At 47.7% G+C, this 20,877-nt stretch carries 14 protein-coding genes; 11 read left to right on the forward strand and 3 right to left on the reverse strand.

The features are described from left to right. Nucleotides 1–2: 2 nt before the first annotated feature. The 10 genes from E1H13_RS12430 (at nucleotide 3) to E1H13_RS12475 (ending at nucleotide 17,724) form a co-directional block, all read left to right on the forward strand. Entirely contained in the window at nucleotides 3–2,996 is a 2,994-nt protein-coding gene (locus E1H13_RS12430) for a DNA methyltransferase (RefSeq protein WP_206070417.1), read from the forward strand. Continuing rightward, a complete protein-coding gene (locus tag E1H13_RS12435; protein ID WP_169613738.1) occupies nucleotides 2,993–4,318 on the forward strand; it encodes an AAA family ATPase in 1,326 nt (441 codons plus the stop codon). Before E1H13_RS12430 ends, E1H13_RS12435 begins: the two co-directional genes overlap by 4 nt. After that, a complete protein-coding gene (locus tag E1H13_RS12440; protein ID WP_169613739.1) occupies nucleotides 4,318–5,019 on the forward strand; it encodes a TIGR02646 family protein in 702 nt (233 codons plus the stop codon). The genes E1H13_RS12435 and E1H13_RS12440 overlap by 1 nt, the downstream gene beginning before the upstream one ends. Before the next feature lie 204 nt (nucleotides 5,020–5,223). Beyond that, a complete protein-coding gene (locus tag E1H13_RS12445; protein WP_169613740.1) occupies nucleotides 5,224–5,850 on the forward strand; it encodes a hypothetical protein in 627 nt (208 codons plus the stop codon). Nucleotides 5,851–5,880: 30 nt separating this feature from the next. Beyond that, nucleotides 5,881–6,627 (forward strand): DUF4058 family protein, encoded by a 747-nt coding sequence (locus tag E1H13_RS12450; protein WP_169613741.1) that lies wholly within the window; start codon nucleotides 5,881–5,883, stop codon nucleotides 6,625–6,627. 38 nt (nucleotides 6,628–6,665) lie between these two features. Then, nucleotides 6,666–8,972, forward strand: coding sequence for a BREX-1 system phosphatase PglZ type B (gene pglZ, locus E1H13_RS12455; RefSeq protein WP_169613742.1), 2,307 nt, complete (start codon nucleotides 6,666–6,668; stop codon nucleotides 8,970–8,972). Nucleotides 8,973–8,981: 9 nt separating this feature from the next. Continuing rightward, nucleotides 8,982–11,033, forward strand: a complete 2,052-nt coding sequence (gene brxL, locus E1H13_RS12460; RefSeq protein ID WP_169613743.1) for a protease Lon-related BREX system protein BrxL — start codon at nucleotides 8,982–8,984, stop codon at nucleotides 11,031–11,033. An 89-nt stretch (nucleotides 11,034–11,122) separates the two neighbouring features. Beyond that, a complete protein-coding gene (locus E1H13_RS12465) occupies nucleotides 11,123–14,956 on the forward strand; it encodes a topoisomerase C-terminal repeat-containing protein (RefSeq protein WP_169613744.1) in 3,834 nt (1,277 codons plus the stop codon). A gap of 14 nt (nucleotides 14,957–14,970) precedes the next feature. Continuing rightward, nucleotides 14,971–16,806: a hypothetical protein gene (locus E1H13_RS12470; protein ID WP_169613745.1), complete on the forward strand. Its 1,836-nt coding sequence runs from the start codon at nucleotides 14,971–14,973 to the stop codon at nucleotides 16,804–16,806. Between the two features lie 285 nt (nucleotides 16,807–17,091). Continuing rightward, a complete protein-coding gene (locus tag E1H13_RS12475) occupies nucleotides 17,092–17,724 on the forward strand; it encodes a hypothetical protein (protein ID WP_169613746.1) in 633 nt (210 codons plus the stop codon). A gap of 10 nt (nucleotides 17,725–17,734) precedes the next feature. On the opposite strand, the gene E1H13_RS12480 is transcribed toward E1H13_RS12475, so the two are convergent. The 3 genes from E1H13_RS12480 to E1H13_RS12490 form a co-directional block, all read right to left on the reverse strand. Then, nucleotides 17,735–18,238 (reverse strand): hypothetical protein, encoded by a 504-nt coding sequence (locus E1H13_RS12480; RefSeq protein ID WP_169613747.1) that lies wholly within the window; start codon nucleotides 18,236–18,238, stop codon nucleotides 17,735–17,737. A 476-nt stretch (nucleotides 18,239–18,714) separates the two neighbouring features. After that, on the reverse strand, nucleotides 18,715–19,200 hold the full coding sequence (locus E1H13_RS12485; RefSeq protein ID WP_169613748.1) for a hypothetical protein: 486 nt from the start codon (nucleotides 19,198–19,200) through the stop codon (nucleotides 18,715–18,717). A gap of 288 nt (nucleotides 19,201–19,488) precedes the next feature. Continuing rightward, entirely contained in the window at nucleotides 19,489–19,917 is a 429-nt protein-coding gene (locus tag E1H13_RS12490; RefSeq protein WP_169613749.1) for a hypothetical protein, read from the reverse strand. Nucleotides 19,918–20,442: 525 nt separating this feature from the next. Here E1H13_RS12490 and E1H13_RS12495 point away from each other — a divergent pair. Continuing rightward, nucleotides 20,443–20,877, forward strand: a complete 435-nt coding sequence (locus E1H13_RS12495) for a hypothetical protein (protein ID WP_169613750.1) — start codon at nucleotides 20,443–20,445, stop codon at nucleotides 20,875–20,877.

The following is a 20,877-nucleotide window of genomic DNA, read 5'->3' on the forward strand; positions in this document are numbered from 1 at the left end:
GCATGTTGTTTGCCAAGTTTTTGGCGGAGAACCACCTGCTGATGCACCCGGAAGGGGTGGCCGTATCTCTACAGGAATGTGAGGAACTGGCGGCAGAGGAAGGCATCGATGCCTGGACCCTGGCTTCTCGCTATGCGGCCAGCATGTTGCCCCAAATTTTTCGCCCCGATGACCCCCTGCTACAGCTCACCTTTGCCCTGGAGCATAAACAGGCCCTGGAAAAGCTGCTGGCAGAGTTATCCTCGGAAGTGTTTACCGCCAGCGATAGCTTGGGCTGGGTTTACCAGTTCTGGCAGGCGAAACGCAAGGAGGAAGTCAACAAGTCTGGCAATAAAATCGGCGCAGACGAACTCCCCGCCGTCACCCAGCTCTTCACCGAAGACTACATGGTGGATTTTCTCCTGCAAAACACCCTCGGAGCCTGGTGGGTCGGCCACCACCCCACCGAACCCCTCCCCTTAGAAATGCCCTACCTCCGCTTCGTCGAAACCACACCCACCCCATCTAACACCTCACCCACCTCACCTACCCATCCACCCATCCACCCATCCACCCATCCACCCTCCCACCCCACCCCCGCCTCCGGCACCTTCCCCGGCTGGCCCAAAACCGCAAAGGAACTCCGCATCCTCGACCCCTGCTGCGGTTCAGGGCATTTTCTGGTGGCAGAGTTCAATCTGCTGGTGCCTATGCGGATGCAGGAAGAGGGGCTTTCGGCCCAGGCCGCCTGTGATGCGGTGCTGCGGGAAAATCTTTATGGGTTGGAGATTGATGAGCGCTGTACCCAAATTGCGGCCTTTGCCCTGGCGATGGCAGCGTGGACGTATCCAGAGGCGGGGGGCTATCGGCAGTTGCCGAAGTTGAATATTGCCTGTTCTGGAATTGCTATTAGCGCCAAGCGGGAGGATTGGCTGGCTCTGGCTGGGGATGATTCGAGGTTACGTCGAGGAATGAGCCGCCTATACTTCCTTTTTGAGGGCGCTTCTACTTATGGGAGTTTAATCAATCCAGCCGATCAGTCTGATCAACCCTTACTTGAAGCCACTTATACTGAACTCCTACCAATATTAGAACAAGCACTAGTAGCTGAGAGAAATAAAAAGAATTATTGGAATGAAGAGCTGGGAGTCGCAGCGCAAGGCATAGCTACAGCCGCTAAATTCCTATCCACCAAATATCATTTAGTCGCGACAAATGTTCCTTTCTTGTATCGGGGAAAACAATCTGAGAAGCTGAAAAATTTTTGTGACGCCAAGCATTCTGAAGCAAAGTCTGACTTATCGACTGTATTCGTTGATAGATGTTTAGACTTCCTTTATCCGGATGGCAGCATAGCTCTTGTAACACCTCAGGATTGGGTTTTTAAGCCAACTTACAAAGATTTTAGAAAGTTTTTGTTAAAGGAAAAGGAATGGAAGCTTGTATCCTTTTTAGGCCCGGCAGCTTTTCAAGACATGAACTGGTGGGCTGCCAAAACTCAACTTTTCGTGATTACGAATAGACAAGTCTCTAAGGAAGCAGTCATACATGGTATTGATATCACAGAGAATCGAGTGACGGCTGAGAAGCCTTGTTTGTTGAAAAGAGAATCCTTAGCAAAAGTCTCCCAGCATGGCCAGCTTAAAAATCCTGACTTCCGAATCATCCTTGAGGCCCATGAAAGAGGAATTCCGTTAAAAAGATATGCGAAGACCTACCAAGGCATCAAAACTGGCGATGACCCAAGATTTCGGAGATTTTTTTGGGAACTTCCCTTTCTTGACGAACGTTGGCGATATTTGCAAAGTACAGTAGAGGAATCCGTTTTTTACGGAGGCTTAGAAAGCATTGTTGATTGGGTTGATGATGGAGAAAGTATAGCAAGACTTCAAGGATTATCAGCCTGGGAAAAGCCCGGAGTTGCAATAAGTCAGATGAGACACTTGCCTTGTGCCATCTACTTTGGAGAAATATTTGACAGTAATACTTCGCCAATTATTCCGGATAATCCGGACCACTTACCTGCTCTTTGGGCTTTTTGTCGTTCTGAGGACTTTTATGATTTGATTCGCCAAATTGATCCTGCTCTAAAGGTTGCCAATTCTTCCTTCACTAAGATTTCCTTTGATCTTGAGCATTGGCAAAAAGTTGCACAGGAAGAATTTCCTAATGGATTACCTGAGCCATATTCAAAGGACCCAACTCAATGGATATTTAAAGGATCTGTTTCCTCGTCTACAGATCCTTTACAAGTCGCTATTGCACGGCTTCTAAATTTTTCTTGGCACAAACAGGCAGATGACGATTTAGACCAACTGATTGATGACGATGGTATCGTCTGTATCCCCTCCATCCGAGGCGAGCAACCCGCATCAGAACGACTCCGTAACCTGCTGGTCAAAGCCTACGGCAAAGGCTGGACATCTACCAAACTCCGCGAACTGCTAGACCCCGACGGCTACGGCGACAAAGGCTTAGACGACTGGCTAAGGAACTACTTCTTCGAGAAGCACTGCAAAGTCTTCCAGAGCCGTCCCTTCATCTGGCACATCTGGGATGGCCTCAAAGACGGCTTTGCCGCCCTGGTCAACTACCACAAGCTCGACTACAAATGCCTCGAAACCCTCGCCTACACCTACCTCGGCGACTGGATTCGGGAGCAGCAGGCCGCCGTCAAAGCAGGCACCAGCGGGGCCGATAACAAACTTCTCAAAGCCAAACAGCTGCAAGACAAACTTGCCCTCATCCTCGCAAGCGAAAAGCCCTACGATATCTTCGTCCGCTGGAAACCCCTCGAACAACAACCCATCGGCTGGCACCCCGACCTCAACGACGGCGTCCGCCTCAACATCCGCCCCTTCATGAAAGCTGGGGTACTCCGCAAAAACCCCAACATCAAATGGAACAAAGACCGGGGCAAAAATCCCCCCGACTCCCCCTGGGGCGAAGAGCGCCTTAACGACATTCACCTTACCCTAGAAGAAAAGCGCCAAGCCCAGGAGGCCACCCAGCCATGAGAATTCAGAGCCTTCGCCTGCAGAATTTCCGGGGTTTTAAGGATTTGGAAATTGAGTTTCCAAAAGACAGCAATGTAGCTGTCTTCATCGGTATCAACGGCGCAGGGAAGTCTTCAGTGCTAGATGCGATTGGCCTACTGCTAGCGCAGTTTGTCATCAATCTATTGGGTGACACTGCTCGCAAAACCGAAAGACTCAGAAGAGCAGGCTTTTTGCTGACCGATAACGACATAAACGTCAAAGCTGACAAGTTGAGAATTCTCCAGGAATGGTCTTTTTTGCACAAAATCTGGGAATGGGAAGTCAGCAAAGAGCACAATAAAGGTGCTAAAGAGAAAAAAAGTTTTTCAATCTATTCCCAAGAAGTCATCAGTGCTCTGAATCAAGATGATAACTTCAACCTGCCAATCTTAGTTTACTATCATACCCATCGGCTATCGCCCACCATGGGGGCAACCACCAGTAAGGCAAAAAGCTATCGCTTTAGCCAGTTGTCTGCCTTTCAAAATTCTTTTGAGCGAAGCTTGGCCGGATTTGACGATTTTCTAAATTGGTTTCGAGCAGAAGAAGACTTAGAAAACCAAATCATCGTTAGAGAAGATAAAAGCTACCAAGATCCTAAATTAGAAGTCATTCGACATGCCATTAAGCATTTTTTCAACAGGCTTAACGCATCAAACTTGTTTGACGATCTGCGTATTGTCAGAGCTAGTAAAGGGGATGACTTTATATTTAAACCATCGGTTGTCAGTACGCTAGAAATTAAAAAAGGTCATGAAAGGCTCAGTATTGAGCAACTTTCTGATGGGGAAAGAAGTCTACTCTTGATTGTGGCTGACATCGCTAGAAGGCTGGCTATAGCCAACCCATCACTCCAAAACCACGACCAGATTCTTCGAGAGGGCAAGGGCATTGTCTTAATCGATGAAGTCGATGCTCATTTGCATCCTCAATGGCAAAGGAATGTTATCCCTGCTTTGCGCGAGACTTTCAAAAGCTGTCAGTTTATTGTCACTACCCACTCCCCTCAAGTGCTGAGTAATATTGAAAGAGAGAGCATCTTCATCTTGGAAGATGGGAAGATTGTTGAAAACAATCCTCATTCCTATGGTCGGGATACAAATTCTATTCTCTATGAATTCATGGGAGTTGAAGAACGTCCCCAATGGATGAGAGCAAGGTTAGATCACTGTTTCCATTTAATTGACCAGGGGGAACTAGATAATGCTAAGGCAGCGATAGAAGATCTCAAGAAAACCATTGGAGAAAATGACACCGAAATTGTAAGAGCTAATACAATGCTTGCTTTTCTGTACGACTGATGAAATATATTCAAAAAGGTAACGAGCCATCATCACTCGAAAAATATCGTAAGAGTCTTTCTCCCGGTACTCAAAAAGCTTATGATAATTTTCCTAATAAAGATGTCCTACGAGAAATTCTCTTAGAAGAACAGGGATACATTTGCTGCTACTGCATGAAAAGAATTTCCAACGAACTCGTCGAAGTAAAAGGGAAGTATCAATATAAAACTCGAATAGAGCATTGGGCACCACGCGAAATTTACAACGGGCAAAACGGAAAGCCAGATTTGAGACTGAATTATAGGAATTTAATGGCAGCTTGCGATGGTAACCAGGGCCAACCAAAGCATTTATACTGCTGCGACAAAAGCAAGGGTAGCCAGGAAATTAAAATCAACCCAACTCAATCTATCTGTGAAGACCAGTTTTACTTTAGCCCAACGGGGGAAATTACTTCCGAGGAAAAAAATATCAAACAAGAGCTTAATGATATTCTGAGACTCAACATTCAGATTCATAGAAATAATCGAAAGGCAGCACTAAATAAAGCGCTTCAGCAACTACAGCCGTTCTCACCAAGTAGCCAACTTGCTCCAAGAATTCAGAAAGTAATTGACCAACTCAGCCGTCGTGACGAAATGGGTCAGCATGAGCCTTACTTTGCCTACGCCATCTATTTCCTACGCAAACGACTGGAAACGTTGAGAGAAAATTCATAATCGAACAGCACGATGCCCAACGAGCAGAGGCACTTCTTCAGTTAGCTCAACTACGCCAGGTTCCCCTGGAGCAAGTTCTAGCTGAGTTTTTGCCTGCCCATGCCGCCTAGCTCAGGATCGGTAGTCCCCAGCAAGCCCTTCGTGCCCGAATAATCAAAAGCTATCCCCTTAAAATAGAAACATCTTTCTACCGAAGTCTTTACTATGGCCTACAGCAACTTTAGCCTCAGCAAAGTCAAAGCAGACTTCAACCTCACCATCAACGAAAGAACTGACTTGTTCTCTCAAGTCCCACCCATCGCCCCTAGTGACTACCTCAAGCTCACCCTCAAAGAGCATCTGCCCCTGGTCAATGCCATCAATACCGAAAAAGCCAGGTCAGAGCTGGTGATCATGCCCGTGCTGATAGAAGTCCGGCGACACCTCAACTACCAGGTCAGTCTATTCTCAGGATCCGAGTTCAACGTAGACGCTGCCAAGGGGCTAGAAGGTCGGTGCGACTTTATTCTCACCCGCTCCCCCGAGCAGTACTACATCAGTCGCCCGGTCATGACCATCGTGGAAGCCAAAAACGAAAACATTAAAGCTGGTCTGGGCCAGTGCATCGCTACCATGCTGGCAGCCTACCTGTTCAATCAGCAAGAAGGCACCTCCGAAGACATCATTTATGGGGCGGTTACCACCGGTACCGACTGGAAATTTCTAAAGCTGGTCGAACAAATGGTCTACATCGACCGTGATGACTACTACATTAAAGAAATCGACCAGATTCTCGGCATTCTAGCCTCTACCCTGCAGCCCGAACCTGCCCTGGCTGGGGGTAACCTTTAGCCTTGGTCTAATCTATCCCTTGTGATAACCATGACTCCCGTCTTCCCCGGCATGAACCCCTATCTAGAAAACCCCGACATCTGGACGGAAGTTCACGCCTGGTTAATCGTGCAGCTTGCCCGCAACCTCAATCCCTTACTAAAGCCCAAGTACCGGGCCGCCGTTGAACAGCGAGTCTACACCGACTCTCTACTGGTCGGCATCCCCGATGTGTCCGTCTTCCAAAGCCAGCAAAGTAAGGGCCAGGCCGTTGCCACCAGCACCCTGAGCAAGCCGATCAAAGTCAACGTCCCCATGCCCGAGGAAGTCAAAGAAAGCTACCTGGAGATCCGGCAGATCGGCACTGGCAAAGTCGTTACCATGATCGAAGTCCTCTCGCCCAAAAACAAACGCCCCGGCGAAGGCCGAAACCAATACACCGCCAAGCGCTACAAAGTTTTAGAAAGTCTCAGCCATCTGGTAGAAATTGATCTCCTTCGTTCCGGCGAACCCCTGCCTATGTCCGGCGGTGTCCCATCTGACTACCGCATCCTTATCAGCCGGGCCAATAGCCGCCCCGAAGCCGAACTCTACCCCTTTAGCCTGCGAGAACCCATTCCCGTTTTTCCCCTCCCCCTCCAGTCTGGCGATGAAGAACCCACAATTGATCTAAATCAGGTGTTGCAGGATATCTATGAACAAGCATCATTAGATCTGGTGATCGACTACGGCCAACAGCCCATCCCCCCGCTCACCGACCCTGATTTTCAGTGGATTCAGTCTCTTCCGACCGCATGAGTACAGCCAGTTCCCCTGCCAAACCGTTTTCCCCCACCATGACTGTCCTTGAGGCGCTCATCCAGGCCCTCAATGGTATGTCTACTCATAATCCCAACGCCGAAGCCTCCCCGGCAGTTGTTTTATGGACCGACGAAAAAAAACAGTGGGAAAAACTCATGCCGCGACTGCGATCGCAACTTCCCCACCTGCTGACGTTTGGGCCGTACAACTCTGAAACCAAAACCGGGCCTGCCATTTGGCTTAAGTGCATGATTGCTGGCACCCTGCCAGAAGCGGATTGGGCTGCCGCCGTACCCATTCTTTACCTGCCAGGGATCAGCCGTCAGCAGCTACGGGCGGTAGAAAACTGCCCCTGGGAACTTCAACCCCTGGCTGAGCTTCAATACCGGGGTGTGTTCTGGAGCCAACCCAACAGCCGCGACTGGACGATTCTCGCTTTCCTCAAGTCTAAAGAAGGTTTGGGGCTTGATGTTGCCCAAGACCAGGCCACCCTTAAAGCCATGCAGGGAGCCCTCAACCTCCTAGCCGAAGCTCCCATTAGCGCACTCCAGCGCAAAAAGTTAGAAGCTGAAGACTTTAATCAGCTACTCACTCCTGACCCGGTGCGAGATGTATTGCTCTGGCTGAATGACCCTGACAGTATCAAATCCAGTTGGGCCGGAGAGCGTTGGAACGCTTTCTGTTCCGTCTGCCAGGCCAAATACACATTCAACCCCGACCAGGAAGGAGCCATCACCGGAGCCGAAAAACTGGGCAACAGAGAAGAGAACTGGAATGCCGTCTGGGATCGCTTTGCCGAAGCTCCCGGTGCTTATCGCAGCATTCCTAACCTGCTCAAGCAGGCGGCACCCGCAACCCCCAACATGTTTACTGACCGCTCGACCTGGCCCAATGTGAATGAAGGAGCAGAAGCAGACCTCCGTCAAAGACTCCTCAATCTGAAGCAGTCAACCGCTCCCGAAGCCATTGAGCAACTGCGCCATTTAGAAGCGGAGCATGGTCCACGACGAGCATGGGTCTGGGCTGAACTGGGGGAAGCTCCCCTCGCCAAGGCTCTGGAGCATCTGATCACCCTGGCGAACGGGGTTGAAACCTCTTTGGGTGGCCATACACCCCAGGCCATGGTGGAGCAATACATCGGCAGCGGCTGGCAGGCTGATGCTGCCGTCCTAAAAGCGATTGCCTGTGTAGAGCGGGATAGCGATTGTCGAGCTGTCTTCAGCGCTATCCGAACCATCTATCAGCCCTGGCTAGAGCAAACCGCCGAACACCTGCAAAACCTGATTCGGGAGCAGAGCTATCCCCTGGGCTCTGCTGCCGCCCTCCAGGCTCCTAATCCCAGCAAGGGCGAATGCCTGCTCTTTGCTGATGGGCTCCGCTTCGACATTGCTCAAATGCTGAAGCAGGAACTTGAAGAGCAAGGGCTGACAGTTGCAGAAGATTGGCAGTGGGTACCCCTACCGACAGTAACGGCAACCTCTAAACCGGCAGTCTCTCCCGTTGCCCATCTTATCCACGGGTCTGCTGATGGGTCTAACTTCCGGCCCACCCTTAAAGAAGACAGTAAGGACCTCACCACCGACCGCTTCGCCAAATTGCTAGAAAGCCAGGAAATCCAGCAGCTTAAGAGCAACGATACCGGCGATCCTAAGGGCATCGCCTGGACCGAATCTGGAGAACTCGACAAGTATGGCCATAGTAATGGCTTCAAGCTAGCCTACGAAGTTCAACGACAAATCCGCAGCCTCTCAATACAGATACAGGATTTGCTCGATGCCGGATGGCAAAAAGTTCAGGTCATCACCGATCACGGCTGGCTGCTTATGCCAGAAGGGCTGCCCAAGCAAGACTTTCCCGGCCATCTGGCAGAAACCCGTTGGGGACGCTGTGCCGCCCTTAAAGAGACCTCTGCCACCGATATTGACACTCAGCCCTGGTTCTGGTCAGGGGATGTTCGCATTGCCCTGCCCACAGGCATTCGGTGTTTCAGAGCCGGTCTTGAGTACGCCCATGGCGGCATTAGCCTGCAGGAATGTGTGACGCCTGTCTTGACGGTCACGGGGCAGACAGTAGTACAAATGTCTAATATTAGTGAATTTAAGTGGCTGGGGCTGCGCTGCCGTGTCACTGTAGAAAATGGTTCACCCGATATGACCGTAGACATGCGCACAAAGCCTGCCGATGCTTCGACTTCCCTGGCCGCAGGTGGGAAACCTATTTCTGGAGGAAAAGCATCCCTTGCGATCGCAGATGACAGTACTGAGGGGGACCCGGCTGTTATCGTCTTACTGGATGCTCAGGGTAACGTGGTAGCCAAACAAGTCACCATGATTGGGGGTTAAACATAAGGCATGGGGATTACACTAGACACCCTCGATGAACTAGCGGCGAAAACCTTTGAAGGCTACATCGTCCGCAAAGACCTGGTGCGTACCTTTAGCCGACAGTACCCCGTACCGACCTACGTGGTGGAGTTTTTGCTGGGCCGCTACTGTGCCAGCACAGACCCAGAAGAAATTGAAGAGGGACTCCAAATCGTTAGCCGCCAACTGGCTAACCGTACTGTCAAAGCTGGAGAAGAAGAGTTGTTCAAATCCCGTGCTCGCGAACAGGGTTCCGTCAAAATCATCGATGTCATCTCCGCTCGTCTGGATGCCAAGACCGATTCCTACCTGGTGGAACTTCCCAGCTTGCGCCTGAGAGATGTGCGCATCGATAGCGAACTGGTTCACCAACACGAGCGCATGCTCACCGGGGGCTTCTACGCCGAAGTCGAATTAGGTTACGACGCCGTTATCGCCCAGGAGAACAACGGTCGCCCCTTTGGGATCGAGAGCTTGAGGGAAATTCAGCTTTCCAATCGGGATGTTTTAGGTGCCCTGGCCCGAGGTCGTGAACTCTTTACCACCGAAGAATGGAAAGATTTTCTGATCCGCAGTGTGGGGCTGGAACCGACCCACCTGGCAGAGCGGGCCAAGGATGTCATCCTCATGCGCATGGTGCCCTTTGTCGAACGGAACTTCAATGCGGTAGAAATTGGCCCTAGAGGAACAGGTAAGAGCCATCTTTTTCAGCAGGTGTCGCCCTACTCCCATCTGGTATCTGGTGGTAAAGCCACCGTTGCCCGCATGTTCGTCAACAACGCCACCGGTCAGCGAGGGCTGGTCTGTCAGTACGACGTCGTCTGTTTTGATGAGGTCTCTGGTATCTCCTTTGACCAGAAAGACGGGGTCAACATCATGAAGGGCTACATGGAATCAGGAGAGTTCAGTCGGGGGAAAGAAAGCATTCGAGCTGACGGCAGCATCGTCATGGTAGGTAACTTTGATGTCGATGTAGAGCACCAGCAGCGGGTGGGGCACATGTTCTCCCCCATGCCCCCCGAAATGCGAGACGATACCGCCTTCATGGATCGCATCCACGCCTACTTTCCAGGATGGGATGTTCCTAAAATGTCGAAGGAGTTGCTGACCGAGCACTTCGGGCTAGTGAGTGATTTCCTCTCCGAGTGCTTTAGCCAACTGCGCCAGCAGAGCCGCCTGGCCCTACTTCAGGGGCGTGTCTTTTTCGGCGGTGCCCTCAGCGGCAGGGACACCAATGCCGTCAACAAGTTAATCAGCGGCCTCTTAAAGCTGCTTTACCCCTCCTCAGAGGCAACGATTCCTGACGAAGATGTGGAGTGGGCGACCCGGTTGGCGCTGGAATCTCGCCGTCGAGTCAAAGAACAGCAAAAGCGGGTGGGGGCTGCCGAGTTTCGCAATACCCACTTCAGCTACCAGATGGGGGAAGAAGGGGTAGAGAAGTTTGTCGTTACTCCTGAACTCCAGAGCGAGAACAGCATTGGCAGTGACCCCCTAGATCCCGGCCAGGTATGGAGCATCAGCCCAGGCAGCATGGACGAGAATCCGGGGCTTTATCGCATTGAAGTAACCGAAGGTCCTGGATCTGGCGTCAAAATTCTGAACCGCCCCACGCCTCAAGCCTTCTCAGAGAGCGTCCGCTACGCCGAGCAAAACTTATACACCAGAGCCAAAGAACTGGTGGGGGATCGCGAACCCCGCTCCCACGAATTTTCTGTCCAATTGCGTGCCTTTGATACCTCCCGCAGCGGTAGCCAGCTTGGCCTGGCAGTACTCATTGCCCTATGTAGCGGTCTGCTCAAGAGGAATATCCGAGGTGGCCTCATTATTGTCGGTGGCTTAAACCTGGGGGGCTCTATTGAGCCGGTCTACAATGCCGTCAGCATCGCCGAGCTTGCTGTGGAAAAAGGCGCAACAGCCCTGCTCATGCCGGTTTCAGCTCGCAAGCAGCTCTATGACCTTTCAGATGATATGGCCACGAAGGTCGATATCCAATTTTATTCCGACGGAAAAGATGCTTTCTTTAAAGCTATTGCTGAATAATTGGGAAAACTTTGTAAAGGGGAGTAGCACATTTACCGAGATCCGATGATCTTGGGCAACCTGAAAGAAGCCCCGGCAAGAGGTCAACGATGGAATATCAGATAGGGCTGCTACGACTTGGGCCAGATACCGAGGAAGGCAAATCCTACATCATCCCTACCCAACTCCGCAGAACGAGAGTAGGGCAGACTGCAAATTTTGAGTTAGCCCATCTGTCTGAGAGCAGTCTCTCAACAACTGGCAATCGCAGTAGCCACCTGTACTGGAATTTTAAAGCGGACTTGCTGTCTAAACAGAAGGAGCTTAAGAATGATCCTTCATCGTGGTCAATGCTGGCCGTAAAGGAAGGCGCTGAGCCCACTGTTACTCAAGATACCTGGATTTCTCCTTTTGAGGCTGGTGAGCACTACATTGCCGATCTTTGTGCCAATGTAGAACAAAAGCTGATGGAGGTATTAGGACCTGATGTCAAGCTCAGCTTTTATTTCACGGCTCCCGGTTACGAGCAAACAGAATCACAGACATATAAAAATAATATAAAAAGCATTCTGAGAAAAACTCTCAAGCACGAAATCCTCAAGCGATCAAACTTCCCTCAGCTAACGCAGGGAGATAGTTTCCTCTATGAACAGTATGGAGTCTACTATTACTTCACTCAGTGTGAAAGAAAAATAGATCTCGGTGTCCCGAAGGCCAACTATCTAATCATAGATATTGGCGGTAGTACTACAGATATTGCGGTTGTTCACCTGACTAAAACGGGTGAAGTCGCTCGTGTTTTTCCTATTTATGAAAGCTTTCAATATGGAGGCACGGATTATGATCGGTCGATCATTAGTGAGGTTATGCCTAATGACGCTCCCTACTTCTCTTACGATGAAGAAAGAAAGAGTAAGATTTTAAGGCTTGTCGAAAAAGCAAAAGTTTCAATTTTAAGCAGTGATGATACTCAGATATCTAAATCCTTGAAAACTAGCGGAGAGACTTATCGCTTCTCCAGAGATGTTTTAGACAAGGCTTTTGATAAGGACTGGAACTGGAAAATCAAGAAAAATATACTCAAGGTTCTTGCGATCGCAGAAAACGATCAAAGAATCAACTATACTGGTGAGAAATTTGCAATAGACGGAATTCTTCTAGCAGGTGGTACCAGCAAGCTCCAACGCTTCAGAGACAATCTGAGCAACGATCCCGAGTTACAAAGATATTTTTCAAAAAACCATACCGTCAGCTATGCGACTAAGGCAGATCCCAGTAGTCTAGCTTCCTTAGGATTAGGTATATCAATATTAGAAAGGACGTTGCGGGATAAGGAAGAAACCAAGAATGACCTTCCAATGGCTGAAACAGTTTGCCTAAATATCAGAGATGACAAGAATAACGTTCTTAACATTCGAAGACTTACAAGCCGGAATGGAACTCCTAAAAATCTACTTTTTACAGTTGAGCAGGTTCTGAAGAGCGCACCAGAAAATAATAATGGTCGTGTTCATTTTCCTCGAGATTTGTTCAGCTCAGCAGAAATAGATCAATTACCTGAACAGTTAAGACTAGAGTTTACGACAGACTGTAATCCTCGTCCTCAAACATTAAGTTTAAATCTTTCAGAACCCACTGGCTTAGGCCGAAATATCCCTGAGGGATTATATTTTAGTACAGCAGTTGACAAACCAAACGTTAGGTCGTCAGATTTAAGTCCTTCCAAGTTGAGAGTGGATCCCTATTTCTATAGGTTTCTACCTTTATCGAAAGATTATCGTCGATGCGATAATAAAGGACGTCCATCAAAAATTGATATTTCCCTTGCACCGGTCAACATTAATCTTGAAAAAGATCGGGCCTATGTGTGTATAGACTTTGGAATGAACAATACCTCGGTAGCTGTGTTTGCTCCCAGCTATTCTCTAAGTGAGGAACATTTCCAAGTGCTGAAAGTCGTACCAAGTACAGGATTAGCTGAAGAACCTCATGAGCTAAATATCGTTATCGAGAATCGAACTTATCAGGTGATTAAAGAAGTAGCGTATAATCCATCAACTAAACTCCCGATTCATTTAGTTGAACGCGAAAAGGAATATTTCCTCGCTACGGAAAATGACAATGAAAAGTCTCGCTACAAAATAATTCCCATTAGCGATCCTCTAAGTCCAGACAAGATAAACCCACAACAAGCCATAGCCCTGGTCACTCTACCCCGCTTCCTAGGAGTCCATCCCCATACAGGAGCTGCAGTAGGTATTAACTACAATGTCGATGGACCTGTCCTAATTCATGGGGACCTCGATACAATCCTGCTACCAGATTTAGAAACAGACTTTGGTTCACAGGTTGAAGATGTAATCCCGTGGATTCACCTCGATACAATCCTGCTACCAAGTTTAGAAACCGCCTTAGAAATGACCCTTGAAGATGCCCTCGAGCAGCTACCGCCCTACCCCTCGGCATCTATTCTACCCCGGTTCCTCGGTGTTCATCCCCAAACGGGGGCACCTGTAGAGATCATTGAGCGCCCTAACGGTCCCACCTTAGCTCATGGTAGTTTTGATCGTGACTATGTAAGACTACCGGACTGGAATCAAGTTTGTGAAATAACACTCGAAGAGGCTTTAGAGTTGTTGCCCTTGTACGAACCCATAGATTCACCAGAAGATCTAGACGTCTCGGTTTCTCCTAAAACCGAGACAACACTTCATCTGTCTGAAGATCTGAAGGAAAGCCTGGAATCACTCACAAACGCACTTAAATCACAGGCTAACCAGAACTCTGAAATTCTCGAAGCACTACTCCAGGTTGCTAAACAAGCTCCTAAAAAAAATCTTCAGAAAGCCGAAGCTGAGGAATCACAGCAAATTCAGCCTGCCCAACAACAGGAAATTCATGTAGAGCTAAGGCCCTACGAAACTGGTACTGAAATCAGCTTTAGAGGCTTTGAAGAATTTGTCTCTGATCAGGGCTTTAGCTATGAACCCTCTGTACTTAGACAGGTTTGGACCCACACTCAAAACAAACATTCTCGCCTTGCTATCCTGGCAGGTCCACCTGGGTCTGGAAAGACCCAACTAGTCTCGCTTCTCGCAGAATATTTCAACCGAGATTTGACCTATAAGAGCTATCGCGAAGAGTTTCACTTGCTGGAACCAGTTTTACCTTCTTGGTTCTCCTCTGAGAACCTGTTGGGTTTCTACAGCCAGATCACTGAGCAATTTCACCCAACTAATTTCTTCAAGTTTCTAAAAAGAGCTGAGCATCACCACATTGCAGACATAAATCGATTGTTCTTCGTCTGTCTAGATGAATTCAATCTGGCGCAGCCTGAGCAGTATCTCGCTAAGGTGCTCTCTGTTATGGAATCCGAAAGCGCTGAGATGACAGTTTGCCAGGAAACAGGCCAGAGCGTCTTAATCCCATCTAACCTTAAGCTCTTCGCAACTATCAATACTGACTCAGCTTCTAAAGCATTGAGCCCCAAGGTCCTTGACCGTTCAGTTTTGATTAGGATAACTCCTTCTAAGGAAAGAGTTGTAGACTTTTCTAAAAATAAAAGCTCTCCCGTGCCGTTTGCCAACCAGGTGCTGGCCCAATTTCATGCCTATTTGGATGTTCTTTATGACCTTGGCTCAGCATCAGGAGCAGCATTTGGATTTAGAACAATTGATACAGCAATTGCTCACCTCGAAGCCCATCCCTATGTAGAGCTAGAAGGTTCTAATACAACAGAATCAGTCATAGAAGAAGTGATTGATGAGATCATATCTTCTATCTTCCTGTCAAAACTACCAGGCTACAACCGTTTTGAAGGTGAGGAGAGCTACAGAAAAACCCTTGTCAAAACCATGGAAAAGTTTCAGCAAGGTCACTTGAAGCAATCGACAAAAATAATTGAGAAAATCAAAGCTGGTTATCCTGGCCAATCCGCCTTTTAATTTTCTTCATTCCTATGTCTGTCTTGACTTTGAAGTACGGAAAAATTGAAATATATCTTAGAGATGGCAATGGGCGATTTGTGCCTATTGACCTGCAAGTTTCAAACGAAATAAAAACCAAAAATATCTTTGCTGGAAATAAGAAGAGCATGGATTTCTCGGTTAGGTTACCTGGCTACTCAGGTGATTTACCACAATATCTTTACCTATACTTAGGAACTGATCCTATCCGGCGATGGCGGAACGACTATTCTATCTCATTAAAACTGGGATATGATTTCTCCAATCATCCTTATTGGGCCGCAGAGACAGAGGATATTACTAGAATCAGTCGAGAGTTTTGGTGTGCTGCAAAAGCTGAAATTACTCTCTGCGACGATGATCAAACTCCTCTGCTAACCGAAACTGAGGAATTAGCTTCAACCGTTATCGAACTTGGCTATGATGCTTGGTACGAGAACGTCTATGAGGGAGTGAAGCAAGGTTTAGAGTCGATTAATCAAGAAGCTGATATTACTTCTCCCTTTGAGCAGGAAGTTGAAGTAGGCGCTTCTAGCGATGAAGAGTCACCCAGTTCTGAAATCCTTGCTGTATATTGGCGAATAAAGCCTTACTTGGACGATCTAGGCAGGGCAATAGCCAAAATCGTTGCTAATCCAGCTCAACGAAACTATGCACGACATAGTTTTTACAGTTTGCAAGGAGCACAGTCTAATTCGCTATCGAGTGGGCACATAAGTTGTGGTTTTGTTACAGTACAAAGTTATCAAACTATAGGTGGGCGAGCGGTTCCAGATAACTACATCTCAACGCAAATAGATGCAACTCACAATATTGAAGAAAATTATATTTCCCTTCAATGCATAAAAAGAGTTTTGGGTTATTTAGAAGATATCTCAGATGAGATTAAACAATATATTGAAGATTTAAAAAAAATTAAATCTGGTATATATAGTGGAGCCCACAAAAATAAGCTAGAGGCTGATATCAGGCAGCATCACAACGAGTTGAAAGACATAAAAGAGCAAGTTGATAAGTTTGGCTACTATATCAAGTGTTTTTCTTTCCTAGACCGAGATTATCGCCCTCCCAGTCTAAATTTCAGTTCAGAATTACTATACTATGACGATCGCTACTCCACAGTCTGGAAGATATTAGCAAGGATAGATGGGATATTAAACTATATAAACATTTCAGACGAAGTGATTAAGTTTCAGGTTGCGCCTTTTCAAGAGGTATATGAAAGGTGGTGCCTACTAAAAATTGTTTCTGCCCTAGAAGAAATGGGCTTTAGGAAGACATCATCTGCTTCTAAATCTCCGCTGTATGGGAATCCAAGGTTTAACTCCCAATATTGTGAACTAGAACACCCCCAAGATCCGGGTTTGAATTTAAAGGTTTACTTTGAGAAGAAGCATCAATTCATTGACGGTGCTTGGCCTGAAAATTCTTATGGGTTCTGGCAACCTGCCTATGAAGGAGAACCAAAGAGTGAGTGGAAGCATACCCCAGATATTTCACTGGAATTTTTTAGAGATCTGGGCCACCCAAACATAGTTACTTTTGACCCCACCTTGGGAGGTAAATCAATTTGGCCAGATAAGTATAAATATAAGAAGACAATTCGTGCAAACACGTCTCAGGGATATGATTATATTGTCAAAGCTGCTTGGGCCATTGCTCCTGGCCAGGCAAAGCATAGCATTTCCCCATTCTACAGTGATGAAGATGCTGGCTTTTCTGAAGGAACCATTTTCTTAAATCACACTCGAGAAAGTCAGGAAGCGCTTTACGTTACGCTCAGCAAGATCCTGATGAGTAATGGTTTATTGTCTGCTTCTGTTGAATAACTGAACTAGAACTTTGGCTTTAGATGCCCAAATCATCTTTCAAGACGATTAAAGCCACTTCACCTTCCGTTGTAGTTTGTGTGTACTATTAGTCGACTTGTTTCAGCCATTCCAGGCTATCTTAATCCAAGCTCTTGAAGAAACATCGTTTCAAAAGGTTGCATCTTCGTCAGCGAGGGCTATCAAGAATTATAACTTTGGTATACTTAGGCTGAAATTTAGCTTGTTATCCACTGGTCAATCTTAAATTTATCAGTAGCGCGATAGCTAACAGGGAGTCTCTACATGACAGAAGCTGTGAATGGCCTATTCAATTGGCTAGGCCAACTCGTCAACCCGATTGCCAGTCTGCCTAAAGGACAAAGATTTCTGGCTATATTGGCACTTCTTCAGGTTGCCGTCGTCCCTTTTGTTATAGAGCATCTACCAGAAGATAAGCGAATCTTCACCATTTATAGTGTTACGGGTTTGTTTGTTCTGCTTCTAGCTATCATATTCTTTACAGATACGAGAACCAGAAAACTTATAAGTAAAAGTCGAAGGCTGATTAAAGAAAACCGAGTTCTTAAATTAGAAAAAACGAATATTGAGGCAAGAGTAGAAGAAATTCACGTCGCTAGAGAAAGAGAAAAGACTCAGTTTGAGAAGGTTATATCTGCTAAGGAAACGACTGTCGAAGACCATTTATTTAATCGAATTATCCTACTGCTAGATATTAAAATAAAGTTATCGAAGGTAAGTCAATTTGCAGAGCAAAAACTGAAAGCGGAAGCTATATCAATTTCTGACATGGAGGAAATTCAGCAATCAATAGGGAATTTGGCTGAGGAAGTAGAAACCCAGCTAAAAGACTTTAGCGAAAGGCAGAGAAGAATTGCCGAAGCCCGAAAGTTAGAGCAAGAAATTGGAATGTCTTAAGTTACGGTACTCAAAAGTTTTCTGCTAGGTATTGATAAAACTGTCCCGTAAAGGAGTTATCGTACAGGGACGCCATTCGGCTGAACTCCGTCAGATAGTCTTCTCTGTTATTGGCTAAAACACGATAGCTCGTTGAACGTACATCATCAATAGCCCGTTGTTGTAAAAATTGAAGTGCCACTTCGTCACCGCCTTGTCCCATTGCCGATATACGTAAAGCCTTAGCCACGAGAAACTTAAAACTGTCGAGGTCTTTGCTAAATTCTTTAGGCTTTGATGGGAAAAGAGGAAATTTTGTGAGATATAAATTGAGAACCTCAAGATAGTCTTTTGAACCTAGTTTGCTGACCTCCGCTGAAGCTGCCTCAATGTCATCGGCAATTTCCTCCAAATCACTGAGAAGCTTCTCTTTATCGCCTCCTCTTTGCTGGAGCCTATCAGAAATAGACGTCATAGAGCTTTCAACCTCTTCTTTCCACGCGAAAAATTTTTCCACTGGGAATTCTCCTTGCATAAAGGGCCTACCCTTTATTTTTCGCAAGGCACCTCTAGCAACCCGGAAACTTTTACCAGGCAGTAACCTAGCAGGAAGGTAAATTACGATAACACCCAACTCAACCAAGTATAGTACATAAAAACTATATAGTGTATATGTACTATACACTATATCAGGAATTGGTTTACCCTACTGTCTTCGTGGCGTCCGATCGCTTCTGAGGTAGCGGGGACTTCTAATTGCAGAAGCGTATGGAGGCTGCAACGCAAGAACGGCGGCTTATTTCTTAGGGAAATCCTTCATCAGGATCACCATCAACTCCAGCTTTTCATCGTAATGGTCGCTCAGGTATGGGGACTGGCATAAGGCAGGTCCGTTGGACTATTTCAGCAAAGCTACAGAAATTAGCTCTAAGGCGGCTGAGAGGTTTAGGATGCTCTATATGAAAGAGGGGATAGCATCTCTTGTACCTGTGTGAACAACCTACACCTGTCCTAGTCCAGGAAAGCGGTTAACTCCTGGCTGATCTCGCACAAGTAGCTATCCTGCAGAAATTGGAAGTAGCAGTACAACACGTCCCAATCTCCACCCCGAAACCGAACCGTCAACTTCTCCAAAGACTCACTTTGTAGAGGACTCATGATTAGCCGCTCAATCGTGAGCCGTTCTCGCTTCACGATTGCCTCAACATTTGCTAAAACACTCCAACCGCATTGAGGTGGTGGAGAGGCACTTTCCCATACTTCTGAAATCAGTTCCACCGCATCAGGCGACAAACCCTCCGGACACAGGGAATCTGGCAGGGATACTGCATTGGTCAGACATTTATCCGACCACCAGGCCCACCACTCCGTGCGATGTACTAGGTACACATCTGGAGTATGCCGGATCTGGTGGATCGGTGTACCATCCAACCGTGCTAGCCGTTGAGCTTCATATGAGGTCACCGCCACATAGCGGCGCGTCAAAAATCGAGCCATGGTGCCCCTACCTCACTGCTGACCCTAAACCAGCACTGACGAGAACAGCCGCGACGGGAGCCAGCATGCACGCTATTGCTCTGCCCCCAAAACATTGCTGCCAACGATTCGCCATCTCAGTTCCACAACCCTGTACATGCCATAGGGCTGATACGAGCAACCATGACCCCGGGGCAAACAGGTCATCACTCCACTACGCAACTAAATGAGTAGCAAATATCACCAATGAATTACTTGTACTGAGTTGCCAGACCAAATCCGGACAAAATACTAAAAAAGTGGCCAATGCTACGACACCACTTCCGACCCGCCGTCAATCTCCGCTTCCATCCGCGAGATTGCCTTTTCATAAACCCGTAAACCCAGCAGCACCAAACGCACCAGCATCTGGTCTGGATTACGCTGACTGGCCTCAGCCAACTCCACAATGCGCTCCGTCGGGATGTGCTGATTGAATAAGAGTAGATTCGCCTCCAGCTCATGGACCAGAGGCCGATGGTGCTTTTGGGCACCCTCTCGTAGTTGCTGCCCCACCTCACTGGTAAGCAGCAGTTCCATGATTTCGGCCAGGAAGGGGGATCGCTTGCGATTCCCTTCCGCCGCGCACTGGGCCTCAATCGCCTCCAGCAGTTCAGCGGTCATATAAAACGTGGGACGACAACCTACATCGGAGGATTCTGAGGATGATTTATCAGGGGGCACAGAGGATTTGACCATAGGAGTGACAGGAACGAGACCAACTGAGGTTATCCTAGCCTCCTACCTGGGTGAACCATGCACAGAGGGACTGTAGCTTTACAGAAACCTGAGGTGACTTGATAGAACACTTCCTCCGCTTCATGCCACCTTAATCCGACAAACCTCATACCCTGATGGACTAACGTCCTCAACCATAGGATAGACCTGTTGCCCCAGCATTAAGAAAGGTAAAGGATTTGCCCCCAGGAGGTCTAGGGCACTTTGGCCATTTTTGGCTTCCTTTGGCCATGGGGATTTTCATTTGTAAACAAAATCTAAAACCTGCTTTACTTTTCCAGTCAGTTCATCCAGTATTACCAGGTAATACTTTTAGTGTGAAAGTACGATAAAGATTGAGTCACCAATCTTGAGTTCCTGATAAAGTTCCGTGCTTGACCCGAGGGTGGCGAGACCAACAACCGGTCACCCGTGGCTACAAATCGTCCTACTCAATCTGTTCAGGGAGCTATCTACCTACGTCCTCACTTGCTTGGAGTAGGAGATATGAATTTTGGATCTAACCGCCTGAGGCGCCTGGTGTCTCGGGGTGTTAAACGTCGTCTGTCTGGGGTTGGAAATCGTCTGGCCCATGTCAAATTCCGTGGTCTCAGCGGCTGGAGGTGGCTGGGTCTGATCACCGGCATCCTGCTATTCATCAGCATCACCAGCCACGCCAATCCCGCCATGGCCCAGTTGTTCGATACTGTCGAAGGCCAGGCCCAGGCCATTTTCGGCCAATACCTGGATGGCAGCATCATCGGCTTTATGTTCGGGCTGCTGCGCCTGGTGGTGTGGGTGTCAGCGGTGGGCTTTGTGTTCTTCGCGGTCTATCAGGCCCAACGGGGTGAACAGTGGCAACCCTTGTTGCAAAACGCCTTCATCATCGTGGCGGCGGTGGTGATTGTGGAAGGTTTGAGCCGCTTATTCTTTGGTGCCTGA

Source organism: Nodosilinea sp. P-1105 (genome assembly GCF_012911975.1).
Lineage (GTDB): Bacteria > Cyanobacteriota > Cyanobacteriia > Phormidesmidales > Phormidesmidaceae > Nodosilinea.